The following is a 12,537-nucleotide window of genomic DNA, read 5'->3' as shown; positions in this document are numbered from 1 at the left end:
ACCATCGCACGATGGCTCGCCACGTCAACGACGTGACACTCAAGCCCAAGAACTACACCACCCCAAGGGACGCCACCTTGGCTCTGTTCTTGGCTCGTGGTGTCTACTCCTCTAAGCCCTCCATGTCGTTCGCACGCCAACAGCCACGCGAACCTCTTTCGTCTAACTCGATCTTCTTCGGGCGAGCCTTCACGGAGGGTGCTGGTCCGATCGGACAACTTTGGACAATGAGCAAAACCTCTAGCTTGGCTAGATTTGTAGATTTCGTCGGAGTAGCTTTGGGAGCGACCCTGAGGGCGGCCGGCGTAGCGAGTCGGCATCCAGCGTGGCGCCCTGCGAAGAGCTTTAGTTGGAAGAGATTCCGGATTTGGGTTGGTACATCGTTAGCGTGGCCGGACGGCGTTTCAGCGTGCCTGACGAGGACATCGCTGTGCTGCGTACGCGGCTAGCGGATGCGGCGCGTTCCGGAGGGGCCTTCGTGAGTTTCGAGGTCCGAACGCAGACGGTGGAGGTACTCGTTTCCCCTGGAGTGCCCATCTTCATCGAGCGAATCGCCGATCCGGAGCAGGACGATGCTCCAGAGGTGGCAGCCGGAGCTTCTCTTGCTCAGGCTGTGGTCGCCGGGACGGACGACTTCGACGAGTGGGGTATTTGAATTCGTCCCTGGGCCAGCACGCCGAGGCTTCTCATCATCGCGACCGCTCGGAGGAGGTACCGAGGATGCGCACCATACCCCGAGAGGCGTTGGCCGGTCGTTTACGGATCGCGTAGCTCCGCAAATTGTCTCAGCCCTGCCCGCCGCAGTCGGCGCGGATGATGGTCGAGGCTGCGAAATGCTCCGAGTGCGCTCTTACGCTGCGGTTGAGCGCAAGACGTCAGCGGGTGCCAACCAGCCGACGAGCGTGCCCTCGCTGACGACCGGGATGCCGTCCGTCTCTCCGGCTTCCAACACGTGATCGAGAACGTCCGCGATCCGGTCGTCAGTAGACACGGTGACCGCGGCTTCCATGAGTTCACCGATCCGGCGGACCGCCGCGTCTTCGTCCCGCCTAACGGCGTCGGTCGCGTCCGCAGCCGTGACGACACCGACGAAGCTGCCATCGCCATCGACGACGGGAGCGGCACGGCGCCGTGAGTCGGCGAACCAGGCGATCGCATCGCTCGCGGGAGCGTCCGCAGCAAGTGCGGGTGGTGCAACTGCCATTGCGGATGCCACCGATAGCCCTCGCAGGCCGGGCTGAGCGGGCGCGGAGAGATCGACCCCACGCCGGCTGAGCTTGCGGGTATAGATGGTGTCCCGGCTGAGGAGACGGGAGATGCCGGTCGCGATGATGACAGCGAGAAGCAGTGGCAGGATGATGGTGTACTCGCCGGTCAGCTCGAACAAGATGATGCCGGCGGTGATCGGCGCTCGAGTCGACCCGGCGAAGACAGCGGCCATCCCGACCAGAGCGAACGTACCGGCCTGCCCGGACAGGCCCGGGATGACGAGCCCGACCGCCTCACCCGCCGCCGCGCCGAAGGCGGCGCCGATGACCAGGCTCGGGGCGAAGACGCCGCCCGAACCGCCGATGCCGATGGTGAGGCTGGTCGCGACCATTTTGGCGACGATGAGCAGCAGGAGGAAGCCGATGGTGTACTTCCCAGCCACGCTGGCTTCGAGCACGGGGTAGCCGACGCCGTAGAGCTGCGGCATGGCGAACAGCAGCAGGCCGAGGAGGAGGCCGCCGACGGCGGGTCGCAGCCACTCGGGCCCCCGCCAGGCCCAGTCGCAGAGGTCCTCGATCAGGTAGAGGACCTTGCTGAACAGCACGCCGACCGTGCCGGCGAGGAGTCCGAGAGCAGCGAAAAGCAGGTATTCGCCAGGCTGCTTGACGGTGAACGCGGGCAGGGTGAGGAAGGGATGGTCGCCGAACACCGCTCGACCGACGACGGAGGCGGTGATCGAGGAGAGCATCACCGCAGCGAAGGAGCGGGTGGCGAAGTCGCGGAGGATCAGCTCGAGGGCGAAGAAGACGCCGGCGATGGGCGCGTTGAAAGTGGCGGCGATACCGCCGGCCGCACCGCAGGCGACGAGGGTGCGCAACTGGGACTCGGACATCCGGGTGATCCGCCCGAGGGTGGAGCCGAGTGCGGAGCCGATCTGGACAATCGGCCCTTCGCGGCCCACGGAGCCGCCGGAGCCGATGGTGATCGCGGAGGCGAGCGCTTTGACGACGGCGACGCGTCCGGGGATGTGGCCGCCGCGCCGGGCGACGGCGTACATCACCTCGGGCACGCCGTGGCCGCGGGCCTCCCGCGCGAAGCGGTGCACGAGCGGGCCGTAGATGAGGCCGCCGATGGCGGGGGCGAGGATGACGAACGCCCCGCCGAGCCAGGGCACCCACGGGTTCGCGGGGTGCCCGGTCGTCGCGGAGTAGTCGGTCGTGCCGGTGAAGATCAGTGTGGCGGTCTGCACGAGCCAACGGAACACGACGGCAGCGAGTCCGGCGCCGGCACCGACGACGATCGCCGAAGCGATCAGAGGTGCGGGCGTCGCAAGAACACGCCGCCACCAGTGCGTCATGCTGTCACGTGAGCCGTCGACGATTCCACGGATGCTCGTGGTGATGGCGGACACAGAATTCCAATCGTGTAGAGATGCAACTGTTGCATAAGTGCATCAAAAGCGTAACACTGGAGGCACCATGCAGAATCACGGATTCCCCCACGAGGCGACGGAGGCGACGTTGCGCGCGTCCCGGGCGCTGCTGGGGATCGTCGCCCGGTCGGTGTCCGATGCGCTGGAGCAGGTGACGCTTCCGCAGTTCCGTGTGCTCGTCGTGCTCTCCGGCTCCGGCGCGATGCGGATGGGGGCGCTTGCGGCACGCGTCGGGGCCGTGCCCTCGACCTTCAGCCGCACGATCGACCGGATGGTCGACGGCGGCTGGGTGCTCCGGCAGGAGAGCCCGCAGAGCAGGCGGGAGATCCTCGTCGACCTCACCGACGAGGGCCGCCGGCTCGTGGATCAGGTCACCGAGCGGCGTCGTCGTCAGGTGGCGTCCGTGCTGACGTCGCTCACGGCCGAGGAGCAGCAGCAGATCATCGACGCCATGGAGGTCTTCTCCACTGCTGCGGGAGAGCCGACTCCGGAGGACTTGCTGACGCTGGGCCTCTGACCCTGGCCGTGTGGGGACGCGGCCTTCACCTCACCAGAAAAGAGATGCGATGACGGATCCCGATACGGCGCTGGCCGTGACACAGGCGAGCGTTCAGAACTACTTCGCCTTGAGCATTGAAACGTTGCTCGCGACGGGCGCCGACCAGATCGCGTGGGAGGAATGGACGGCCTCGGTCCGGTTGTCCTCCGAAGAGACTTGGTTCCGGTGCAATGCTTTTCTGCTCGCGTACACGATCGGCCGGTTTCTCGCCCGCCGCGCTCCTTTGAGCTCCAGCGGGAGGCGCGACCCGTGGATCGACGCGTTCGTCTCTGCGATTGTCGCGGGAGACAGGCGAGCGGAACTGGTGCTCTGGTCGTCAGCGCCTGTTGAGAATCCGCTCGCGAACGACGCCGTCCGTTACACCGCGGTGCTGTGGTCGTTGTGCACCGCGCTCCGTACGTCCCGGCCACTCGATGGAGCGCGGCCGGGGCTTTACCCGGATCCGGTGTGGTTCGAGGTCGACGATTCCGGTGACCTTCAGGAGGTCGGCGATGAATACGCCTGAAACGAGCAGCGGTTCACGCGCTGTTCTGACCGGTGCCAACGTTCTGGGCGCCGCGGCCGCTGCCTTTCTGGTCTTCGGCCCGATCTCGGTGGCAGTGCCGGCACGGGCATGGTTGGTGGTGGCGTTCTCGCTGGTTTACGTGCTGCGGGTGCTCGTCACCACGTATGTGACCGTGCAACGGCCCGTGACCTACGCGGAGGCCGCGCTGGTCGGGGGCTGGATGTTCGTCATCCACGTCACGATGGGGTTCGTCGCGGCGCATGTGAGCGCCGCTCTCGACGGCTGGACCGTGCTGGGTGTCGTCCTCTACGTCTTCGGTTCGTGGATGAACACGTTCTCCGAGTTGCAACGCCGGGCGTGGAGGGCGCGTCCGGAGAACGCCGGTCACCTGTACACGCTCGGGTTGTTCCGGTGGTGCCGCCACCCCAACTATCTGGGCGACACTCTGCTGTTCACCGGTTTCGCGACGGTCACCGGCTCGTGGGTCGCCCTGGTGATTCCGGCGATCATGGCCGCCGGCTTTGTGTTCGCGGCGATCCCGGCGCTGGATCGACGGCTGCAGGAGCACTACGGCGAGGAGTTTCTCGCTTGGGCGGGGAAGACGAGGCGGTACATCCCGCTCGTGTGGTGAGGGTAGGGCGGCGAGGAGGTCGTCATGAAGGTGTTGATCGTGGGAGCCGGGATCGCCGGCCCGACGTTGGCGTATTGGTTGCGCCGCAGCGGGCACGAGCCGGTGTTGCTGGAGTCTGCGCCCGAGTTGCGCCGTGGCGGATACTTGGTCGATTTCTGGGGTGCTGGGTTCGAGGTCGCCGACCGGATGGGCATCGCGGACCGTGTCCAGGCGGCGGGCTACCGGATGCGGGAGGTGCGCGAGGTCGACGAGCGCGGGCGCCGCATTCTGTCACTAGACCCGGTGAAGCTGATCGGCCGGCATGGGGCCCGTTATGTGAGCGTCGGTCGCTCGGATCTGTCCAGGATCATCGTCGACGCGCTGCCGGATGACATCGAGCAGGTGTTCGGCGATACGGTCGAGGAGCTCCGCGACGAGGGCGACCATGTCGCGGTACGGCTGGCCCGCGGCGGCGATCAGCATTTCGATCTGGTGGTCGGCGCCGACGGGTTGCATTCCGCGGTCCGGCGGCTGGCGTTCGGACCGGAGTCGGAGTTCGAGCGCAGCCTGGGCATCGCCGTGGCCGTGTTCGACGTCGTCGGCTACCGGCGGCGGGACGAACTGGTCGCGGTCATGCGTACGCAGGTCGGCGCGCAGACGCTGCGGCTGAGCCTGGACGACGACGTGTCCATGTTTGTCTTCACGTTCCGTCACGAGGGTCCGATCCCGCTTGGCGATGTCGACGCTCAGAAGGCGCTGCTCCGCGAACGGCTGGGTGGGCTCGGCTGGGAGGTGCCGGCAATTCTGGCGACACTGCCGCGGGCGCGCACGTTCTACTTCGATTCCGCCAGCCAGATCCGGATGCCGTCGTGGAGTCGCGGACGGATCGTCCTGGTCGGCGATGCCGCCGCCGCGCCATCGCTGTTGGCCGGGCAGGGCACGGCGTTGGCGATGATCGAGGCGTACGTGCTGGCCGCGGAGCTGCATGCGGCCGCGGGCGACCACGTCACAGCTTTCGCGGCATACCAGCAGCGGCTGGGTGCGTTCGTCGGTTCCAAGCAGCACGGTGCGACTCGTATGGGCGGCGCGTTCGCGCCGCGTACTCGAGCGATGCTTCGGCTGCGGAATACGGTGATGCGGCTGATGACGCTGCCTGGCGTGTCTGACCTCGCGGTCGGCCGCAGCCTGTACGACCGGATCGAGCTGCCCGACTTCCGGCCGTGAGCGGACCTCGGTCGGGTCTTACTTCGTGGCGGGCGGAACGAGCGAGTCGAGCACGTACGCGAGTTGCTCGGCGGTGAACGCGCCGGGATGGCGGATGGCGACGTGCCCGGTCGGGTCCAGGATCACGGTGTAGGGAAGGCCGGAGATCCGGTACTGGCCCGCGACCGAACCGTTCGCGTCGACGGCCAGCGGGTACGACGTCCCGGCCTGCAGTGTCACCGCGCGGGCGGCGGACGCATCGTCGGAGACGTCGATGCCGATCAGGTCGGCTCTGCCGGTGAACTCGTTCGAGATCTTCTGGAGGTCGGCGAGTTCGCCGACGCAGGCGGTGCAGGTGCTGGCCCAGAAGTTGAGCACCGTGTAGTGACCCGAGGCCGCGGCGCTCCCGACGTGCCCTGACCCGTTCAGGGCGGGTAACGAGAACGGTTTCGGCTTCGCGCCGACGCCGGTACCGTCGGTTGAGAGGTCGACCGCAGCGGACCCTGCCACTTTCGGGCGATTCGCGGCGGGGAGGAGGTCGACGGCCTCTTGAGCCATCGTGTGCGCGAACGGCGCGGTGCTGGCGGCGTCGGTGCCGAACTGGCCGAGAGCGCGCTCGGTGCCGTTCGGGTCGATGAAGAAGATCTCGGTGCCGTGCACCACCGACTGGTGCGTCGGGTCGAGCTGGATCGGCACGCCGTACGCGGCTGCCGTTGCGGCGAGGGTCTTCGGGTCGGCCGTGCCGAAGTACCAGTTCGACGCGTGGCCCAGGCCGTGCGTGTCGCTCCAGGAGGCGACGTCGGAGACCGCGGGATGGTACGGGTTGGCGTTGATGGAGACGAACGCGACCCGGGAGGCCGCAGATCCGAGGTCATGGTCGGCCAGAGCCACGTCCTGGGCGAGCAGGGTGCAGAGGTCCTGGCATTCGTCGTCGTTGAAGGTGAGCACGACGCTCCGACCGTGGAACGTGTCCAGGCTGATCGCGTTTCCGTGCTGGTCGGTAAGTGCGTAGGCGGGGGCTTTGGCCGCTGCGTTCCCGAGCGGGTCGAGCTGCAGCAGGCTTGCCGCTGCGGTCGAGATGCCGGGGGCGGCCGGCGCCGACGAGGGGACGGTCGCGCTGCCGGACGGTGGCTGGGCCGCGGCGACGAGGACGGCGCCGAAGCCGATCAGGACGACGGTCGCGGCGGCGACGATCGGCCAGGTGCGCGGGGTGCGACGGTTCATGGCTCCTCCGGAGGGTGACGCTTCGAGCGGACGGCCACCGCGGCGATGGCCATCGCGGTGAGGACAATGAGGGCGGCCGCGGTACCGACAGCGAGTGGATGGGCCGACAACGCCGAGGTGAGCCAACTGCTCGCCTGCGAGACGAAGACCGCTAAGGAGGGCTCTTTGCCGGGCTCGAGGATCAGCCGCATTCCGTAGGCGAGCAAGTAGATCCCGACGAGCAGCAGGAGGGCGGAGGCGGCCTTCGGGAGTCGCCGCGCATATTTTCCGGCGACCCGTACCGCTTCGGCGCCGAGAAGCGCCGCGAGGATGCTGCATGCCGCCACGAACAGTCCCATCCCCAACGCGTAGGAGAGGGCGGACACAGCCGTGTCGAGGGGGGATCCTGACGTGGCGGACGGCGCGACCGCAGCGGCGAAGAGCGGGAAGGCGCAGCCGAGGGAGGTGGTTGCGAAGGCCGCGCCGTAGCCCCCCATCGCGACCATCCCCCGTCCGGACCGGAACGGGAGCGCGATGGCCGGCATCCGCAGTTCGCGACCGGCCACTCCGAAGACGCCGGCGATCAGCAACGCCAGCCCGAGTGCCGCGGTGAACCAGGGCACCCAGGCCACCGCGAGCCGCACCCCGGCGGCGACGGCGATTCCGACCACGGCGAACACCGCGAGGAAGCCGGCCGTCATCGCCAGCGAGGCGCGGAGTGCTCGCGCCAGCCGAACGCCGACCGGCGCGGGATCGGACCCCAGGAAGACGGCGAGGTAGGCCGGCAGCAGCGGGAACCCGCACGGGTTGACCGCCGCGGCCAGCCCGAGTGCGAACGCGTACACGATCGCCGGCCCCATCACCGGGTGCCACCTCGGTCGTGAGCTGCCAGACGCCGGAGGTAGTCGTTGTAGGCCTCTCGTTCGGCTTCCGCGCGTGCCGCCGACCGCTCTTGCCGCCGGGTGGCGCGCTCGTCCGAGCGCTGCCACTGCAGGAACAGGACGCCCAGGACGAACAGAGTCGGCAGTTCGGTGAAGCCCCAGGCGATGCCGCCGCCGACAGCCTGATCCGCCAGCGGCGCGATTCCCCAGCCGGGAATCGGCGCCCGGTAGAACCCGACGATGAGACTCACCGCCATCATCAGCATCACGCCGAAGAACGCGTGGAAGGGCGCTGTCGCCGCGAGCTCCAGGATTCGCACCGTCGGGGCCGCATACTTGCGCAGGCCGCGGGAGGCTCGGCGTGGTGTCGGGTCGACGCCGAGCACGCACCAGAAGTAGAGGAACCCGATGGCGATGAAGTGCAGCAGCATCAGGTTGTGGCCCCACATGGTGCCCATCAGCCAGTCGAAGACGGGCGTGAAGTACAGGCCGTAGAGACTGGCGAGGAAGAGCACCAGCGCGGTTGCGGGGTGTGAGACGAACCGGGCCGGCGCGCTGTGGAGCACCGCGAGCAGAACGGATCTCGCCGACCGCGTGCCCGCCGGCCGGGCTGGAAGCGCCCGCAGTGCGAGGGTGATCGGAGCGCCGAGCACGAGGAAGATCGGCGCGAGCATCGACAGCACCATGTGCTGGACCATGTGGACGCTGAAAAGTTCCATCCCGTACCCGTCGATGCCAGTGGCCGTCATGGCGAGCACCGTCAGGATTCCGACCGACCAGAACACGACCCGGCTCACCGGCCAACGGTCACCGCGGCGCCGCAGAACGACGACGCCGGTGACATAGAGGCCCGCCAAGACGAGCATCAGCACCGGGATGACCGGAATCGGCTGCGGATGCAGTGCGACCATCCGAGCGAAGGTGGGCGGCGACATCGGCATCCACATCGGCCCGCTCATGGCGTGCACCGATGGCGGGTCGACGGGAGGCGTTGACCCGGAGCGCAGCTGGGGTACGGTGACTGATGCATTCATGCAACAGTTGCAACTGTACACGACTCGCTCGCGGCGACGAAAGGATCCGATCACGCCACCGCTAGCACACTTTCCCCTCTGGTTCACGGCTGTTGCCTTGACTTCGCTCCTCATCGGTGTCGAATGTGCGGCCTGGACGGCGGTGGACGTGATCCGCCGGCCGCAACCCATGAGGGTGATGGCGGTGGTTTGGCCGGTGACGATGCTCTTCGCCGGCCTGCTGGGACTCGCCTTCTACCTGTCCCAAGGACGGGGCGAGGCGAAAACCGGCGGCGACCATGACGAGGACGCGTCGATGGGCGTTTCCGTTGCGAAGGGCACCAGTCACTGTGGCGCAGGCTGTGCCCTGGGCGATCTCATCGCGGAATGGCTGGCTTTCGCGATCCCGCTCGTGGCGGTGCTGGGCGGCTGGGGGTGGTTCTTCGAGGACAAGATGTTCGCCGTCTGGGTGATCGACTTCGTGCTCGCTTTCGTGATCGGCATCGCCTTCCAGTACTTCGCGATCGCACCGATGCGAGACCAGAGCGCCGGGCGAAGCCTGCTCGATGCGATCAAGGCCGACGCCGCCTCCATCACGGCATGGCAGGTCGGCATGTTCGGGTTCATGGCCCTCATACAGCTGGTGCTGTTTCCCGCGTGGTGCGGTGGGCGCGCGCCGGTGAACTCGCCGGAGTTCTGGTTCGCGATGCAGTGGGCGATGCTCGCGGGCTTTGCCACGAGTTACCCAGTGAACTGGCTGCTGATCCGTGCCGGCGTGAAAGAGCGGATGTGAGGGGCGAGCGCTCTTCTATGCAGTGTCGGTCTTCCTGAGCCTTGTGCCAGGACTTCTCGTGATGGCGCGCTTTTCATCGCGCGAGCATCCCATCGGGCCTCTGGCATTCAACACCGCGGGTGAAATCGTGGTGGCGTTCACCCTCGAAGCGACCTTCTCCTGCGGGATTCCTCTCGTCATCCTTGCCGCATTAGCGGTCGCCGCGGGGCTCTTCGCCGTTTCGTGCGGAGCGGCCGTCCAGTGGTTAGCCGCATGCGGCGGGGGCGGAAGAGGAATAGGCCCCGATCATCACGCTCGCCCCGGGTTTGGTGACCGTAGACCCGAATGACCATCGCGGCCGCTCCGACGAGCGGGCCGCTCGGTTTTCTCCCGCTGCCGAAAGGACCGCCGCGCGGTCGTACGCGGCCGTCCAGCGCACCCGCTGATGCCCGTCGCTCTCTCCGTACCTGAATCGACCGGGTTCCGTCTGTCGAACGGGCAGGTACCCGTTGCCGCGGTGCTTCGCCGGCCGCGGCTGCTGACCACCGAGGTCCTCGCCGGCATGGTGACCACGTTGGCACTCGTGCCGGAGGTCATCTCGTTCTCGATCATTTTGGGCGTCGGCCCTGACGTGGCCTTGATCTCCTCGGTGGTGCCGTTTGAACCTGGTCCGGCCCGCCCAAGGCATCCTCGCGCCCTGAAAGACCGAGTCAAGGGTGCGGCTTCGCTGCATCGCGGAGCGACGCGCAGCGCCCTTGACACGGTCTCTCATCGCGCCATCATCGGGCGTCGGGGCGGACCAGAAAGCTGTGCGATTCCTGCCAAGGGTGAGGTCTGCGCGCCAAATCCAACGGCTGACGACAACGTGCAGGTGAGGGACGAGTTCTCCGAGCTGTTCCTCCCGCGCGCCATGGAGTGTCGGTGCACGGTTGGAGACTCGAGTCTGGGGTGAGATCGATGGGGAGCATAAGCGCGTACGAAACCGTCGCTGGGCGGCGCTACCGAGTCCGTTACCGGACGCCCGGGCACCAACAGACCGACAAGCGCGGCTTTCGCACCAAGCGCGACGCCGAGCTGTACCTGGCATCGCTTGAGCTGGCGAAGGCGCGCGGCGACTATGTGCCGGCAGCGCGCGCCGGCGTGAACTTCGAGACCTGGAGCGAGAAGTGGATCGACTCGCTCGTGCAGGTGAAGCCGAGCACACTGCAGGGCTACGTTTCCATCACGCGCAGGCGGCTGCAGCCGCGGTGGGGAACCACGCCCTTGAACGCGATCACCCACTCGGACATCCAGTCGTGGATCTCGGACGAGAACAGCCGCGTCGGTGCCCGCACCGTCCGCTCGTATCATCGGGTCTTCTCGATGATCCTGAAGTACGCGGTGCGGGACGGCCGCCTCGGCCGCAATCCCGCCGACGGCATCCGACTGCCCCGTATCCGCGCTAAGAAGCATCCGTACCTCACGCATGCCCAACTGCACGAGCTGGCCGCTCTGTGCGACTCAGAGGGCCTTGTAGTGCTGTTCCTGGGCTACACCGGCCTCCGCTGGGGAGAACTCGCAGCATTGGAGTGCCGCAACGTCGACTTCGACCGCCGACGCGTCCAGGTCGACCGAGCCGTGGTCGAGCTCACCGATGGGCGGCTGGTGTACGGCTCGCCGAAAAACCATCAGCAGCGAAGCGTGCCGTTCCCGTCTTTCCTGACCGACCAGCTGCGGGCGCTCGTCGCGTCGAAGAAATCACGCGACTTGCTCTTCACCTCGCCCTACGGACGCCCGCTCCGCGTGAACAACTGGAAGCGCAAAGCCTTCGACAAGGCCGCCGACACCCTGGCCGACAACCATCCCGACCTGCTCCGCCCGACGGTCCATGACCTACGCCACACCGCCGCCAGCCTCGCCATCTCCGCGGGTGCCAACGTCAAGGCCGTGCAACGCATGCTCGGCCATGCCTCAGCCGCGATGACCCTCGATGTCTACGCCGACCTCTTCGACGATGACCTGGATGCCGTTGGAGACGCATTGAGCCGTCTTGGATCTCCGGAAGTTGTGGGCAAAGTGTGGGCAAATCCCGAAAACGCGGCTTCCGAATCTGCCGCCGATGGGCTTGGATCCCTTTGATTTACTGGGTGGGCCCCGTGGGGCTCGAACCCACGACCCGCGGATTAAAAGTCCGATGCTCTACCGACTGAGCTAGAGGCCCTCGCCCTCTAATCTAGCGTGGATTCCGTACCTCTCCGTGCCGGGGCAGAATGGGGGGATGCCGGATCGCTATCACAAGCCCACGCTGTTTCCCGGGGGGATGTTCGAGGCGTTTCTCGGTGGGGACGATCCCGCGCAGATCAGCAAAGTCGCCCACGAGACCGCGCAGGCGCTGCTCGCGCGGGTCCGTGAGGACCCCGATCCCGACATCGTCGACCGGCTGGTCGCCTACACGGACGAGCACGGCATCGACGCGATCGCCGAGCTGTGGGCGCGGTCCAACCCGAAGAGCCTGCCGGGCGCGCTGTGGCGGATCTACCTGCTGCGGCTGCTGATCCGGCAGGACGCCGAGGGCACCGCGCTGCTGTACCAGCGCGGCACGGAGGTCATCGCCTCCATCGACCCCGTCGTCGCGGGCGCGCCCACACCGGCCGGCCCGGGGGAGGTCACCGAGCTCGCCGACCGCATCCTGCGCGGGGTGTTCGAGGGCGACTTCGCGGTCGCGCTCGACCGGGCGGCCGCGTTCTGCCGGGTGACGGCGGCCGGATGCCTGTCCGTGGCCGACGACCGGGAGTCGCTCGATCCCGAGCGGGCGAGCGAGCTGACCACGCGCGCCCTCCGGTTCACCCGCACCGCCGAGGAACTGACGGCCTGCGCCCGGCTCTGGCGGACGGACTCGCTCGACTGAGCGGACACCGTGGGATATTCCCGCCCGGCGTTCTCTCCCTGCGAACGCCACGCCGTGAAGGCCGCCTGAGCCTCCTGTACACTTGACGAAGCCGGACCGCAGTAACCCCGGGCTCCAATACTTGCCGCTTCGAGCGGCCTCGCGCCGAGAGGCGTTCTGCGGTCCGGCTCTTTCATGCCCTTCCGCCTGTTGCGGGCGCGCTCGCCGCAGGCTGGACTATCGTCGAGGACGACATCGAGCGGCGACGAGCGGAGAACAAAACG

At 67.5% G+C, this 12,537-nt stretch carries 13 protein-coding genes and 1 tRNA gene; 9 read left to right on the top strand and 5 right to left on the bottom strand.

The genetic code is table 11. The features are described 5' to 3' along the window. The first annotated feature begins 349 nt into the window (after positions 1-349). On the top strand, positions 350-655 hold the full coding sequence (locus tag AC1ROW_RS13685) for a hypothetical protein (protein WP_493019450.1): 306 nt from the start codon (positions 350-352) through the stop codon (positions 653-655). A gap of 195 nt (positions 656-850) precedes the next feature. Here the strand turns inward: AC1ROW_RS13685 and AC1ROW_RS13680 are convergent, their stop codons facing one another. Continuing rightward, positions 851-2,620 (bottom strand): chloride channel protein, encoded by a 1,770-nt coding sequence (locus tag AC1ROW_RS13680; protein WP_493019449.1) that lies wholly within the window; start codon positions 2,618-2,620, stop codon positions 851-853. A gap of 67 nt (positions 2,621-2,687) precedes the next feature. On the opposite strand from AC1ROW_RS13680, the gene AC1ROW_RS13675 reads away from it, so the two are divergent. From AC1ROW_RS13675 to AC1ROW_RS13660, 4 genes are read left to right on the top strand one after another with little or no spacing between them, the layout of a single operon-like run. Beyond that, positions 2,688-3,158, top strand: coding sequence for a MarR family winged helix-turn-helix transcriptional regulator (locus AC1ROW_RS13675; protein ID WP_493019448.1), 471 nt, complete (start codon positions 2,688-2,690; stop codon positions 3,156-3,158). 49 nt (positions 3,159-3,207) lie between these two features. Then, entirely contained in the window at positions 3,208-3,705 is a 498-nt protein-coding gene (locus AC1ROW_RS13670) for a hypothetical protein (protein ID WP_493019447.1), read from the top strand. Continuing rightward, on the top strand, positions 3,692-4,336 hold the full coding sequence (locus AC1ROW_RS13665) for a methyltransferase family protein (protein ID WP_493019446.1): 645 nt from the start codon (positions 3,692-3,694) through the stop codon (positions 4,334-4,336). The genes AC1ROW_RS13670 and AC1ROW_RS13665 overlap by 14 nt, the downstream gene beginning before the upstream one ends. 24 nt (positions 4,337-4,360) lie before the next feature. Then, the gene (locus AC1ROW_RS13660; RefSeq protein WP_493019445.1) at positions 4,361-5,539 is read left to right on the top strand and encodes an FAD-binding domain; all 1,179 of its coding nucleotides are present in this window, start codon (positions 4,361-4,363) and stop codon (positions 5,537-5,539) included. Between the two features lie 18 nt (positions 5,540-5,557). Here the strand turns inward: AC1ROW_RS13660 and AC1ROW_RS13655 are convergent, their stop codons facing one another. From AC1ROW_RS13655 to AC1ROW_RS13645, 3 genes are read right to left on the bottom strand one after another with little or no spacing between them, the layout of a single operon-like run. Then, positions 5,558-6,742 carry a redoxin domain-containing protein gene (locus AC1ROW_RS13655; RefSeq protein ID WP_493019444.1) on the bottom strand — a complete coding sequence of 395 codons (1,185 nt, stop codon included), beginning with the start codon at positions 6,740-6,742 and terminating at the stop codon, positions 5,558-5,560. Beyond that, positions 6,739-7,584, bottom strand: coding sequence for a cytochrome c biogenesis CcdA family protein (locus AC1ROW_RS13650; RefSeq protein ID WP_493019443.1), 846 nt, complete (start codon positions 7,582-7,584; stop codon positions 6,739-6,741). The genes AC1ROW_RS13655 and AC1ROW_RS13650 overlap by 4 nt, the downstream gene beginning before the upstream one ends. Then, complete coding sequence (locus tag AC1ROW_RS13645; RefSeq protein ID WP_493019442.1) at positions 7,581-8,513, bottom strand: cytochrome c oxidase assembly protein; 933 nt, start codon at positions 8,511-8,513, stop codon at positions 7,581-7,583. Before AC1ROW_RS13645 ends, AC1ROW_RS13650 begins: the two co-directional genes overlap by 4 nt. Positions 8,514-8,523: 10 nt before the next feature. On the opposite strand from AC1ROW_RS13645, the gene AC1ROW_RS13640 reads away from it, so the two are divergent. From AC1ROW_RS13640 to AC1ROW_RS13630, 3 genes are all read left to right on the top strand, one after another. After that, on the top strand, positions 8,524-9,408 hold the full coding sequence (locus AC1ROW_RS13640; RefSeq protein WP_493019441.1) for a DUF4396 domain-containing protein: 885 nt from the start codon (positions 8,524-8,526) through the stop codon (positions 9,406-9,408). Positions 9,409-9,832: 424 nt separating this feature from the next. After that, positions 9,833-10,339: a hypothetical protein gene (locus tag AC1ROW_RS13635; RefSeq protein ID WP_493019440.1), complete on the top strand. Its 507-nt coding sequence runs from the start codon at positions 9,833-9,835 to the stop codon at positions 10,337-10,339. 5 nt (positions 10,340-10,344) lie between these two features. Beyond that, the gene (locus AC1ROW_RS13630; RefSeq protein WP_493019439.1) at positions 10,345-11,505 is read left to right on the top strand and encodes a site-specific integrase; all 1,161 of its coding nucleotides are present in this window, start codon (positions 10,345-10,347) and stop codon (positions 11,503-11,505) included. Between the two features lie 9 nt (positions 11,506-11,514). On the opposite strand, the gene AC1ROW_RS13625 is transcribed toward AC1ROW_RS13630, so the two are convergent. Further along, positions 11,515-11,587 (bottom strand) — tRNA-Lys (locus tag AC1ROW_RS13625). Positions 11,588-11,644: 57 nt separating this feature from the next. Between AC1ROW_RS13625 and AC1ROW_RS13620 the strand changes: the two genes are divergently transcribed. Further along, positions 11,645-12,274: a DNA-directed RNA polymerase subunit beta gene (locus AC1ROW_RS13620; protein ID WP_493019438.1), complete on the top strand. Its 630-nt coding sequence runs from the start codon at positions 11,645-11,647 to the stop codon at positions 12,272-12,274. Positions 12,275-12,537: the final 263 nt, after the last annotated feature.

Source organism: Leifsonia sp. GW821-FHT13C09, assembly GCF_058806435.1.
Note: the sequence above shows the minus strand (reverse complement) of the source record. Positions and strands in the feature narration are given on the sequence as shown.

What these genes read in the sequence shown, in the direction of transcription:
- AC1ROW_RS13675 (WP_493019448.1), top strand. Translation starts at nt 2,688, where the DNA reads ATGCAGAATCACGGATTCCCCCACGAGGCGACGGAGGCGACGTTGCGC.
- AC1ROW_RS13670 (WP_493019447.1), top strand. Translation starts at nt 3,208, where the DNA reads ATGACGGATCCCGATACGGCGCTGGCCGTGACACAGGCGAGCGTTCAG.
- AC1ROW_RS13665 (WP_493019446.1), top strand. Translation starts at nt 3,692, where the DNA reads ATGAATACGCCTGAAACGAGCAGCGGTTCACGCGCTGTTCTGACCGGT.
- AC1ROW_RS13660 (WP_493019445.1), top strand. Translation starts at nt 4,361, where the DNA reads ATGAAGGTGTTGATCGTGGGAGCCGGGATCGCCGGCCCGACGTTGGCG.
- AC1ROW_RS13655 (WP_493019444.1), bottom strand. Translation starts at nt 6,742, where the DNA reads ATGAACCGTCGCACCCCGCGCACCTGGCCGATCGTCGCCGCCGCGACC.
- AC1ROW_RS13645 (WP_493019442.1), bottom strand. Translation starts at nt 8,513, where the DNA reads ATGGTCGCACTGCATCCGCAGCCGATTCCGGTCATCCCGGTGCTGATG.
- AC1ROW_RS13635 (WP_493019440.1), top strand. Translation starts at nt 9,833, where the DNA reads ATGCCCGTCGCTCTCTCCGTACCTGAATCGACCGGGTTCCGTCTGTCG.
- AC1ROW_RS13630 (WP_493019439.1), top strand. Translation starts at nt 10,345, where the DNA reads ATGGGGAGCATAAGCGCGTACGAAACCGTCGCTGGGCGGCGCTACCGA.
- AC1ROW_RS13620 (WP_493019438.1), top strand. Translation starts at nt 11,645, where the DNA reads ATGCCGGATCGCTATCACAAGCCCACGCTGTTTCCCGGGGGGATGTTC.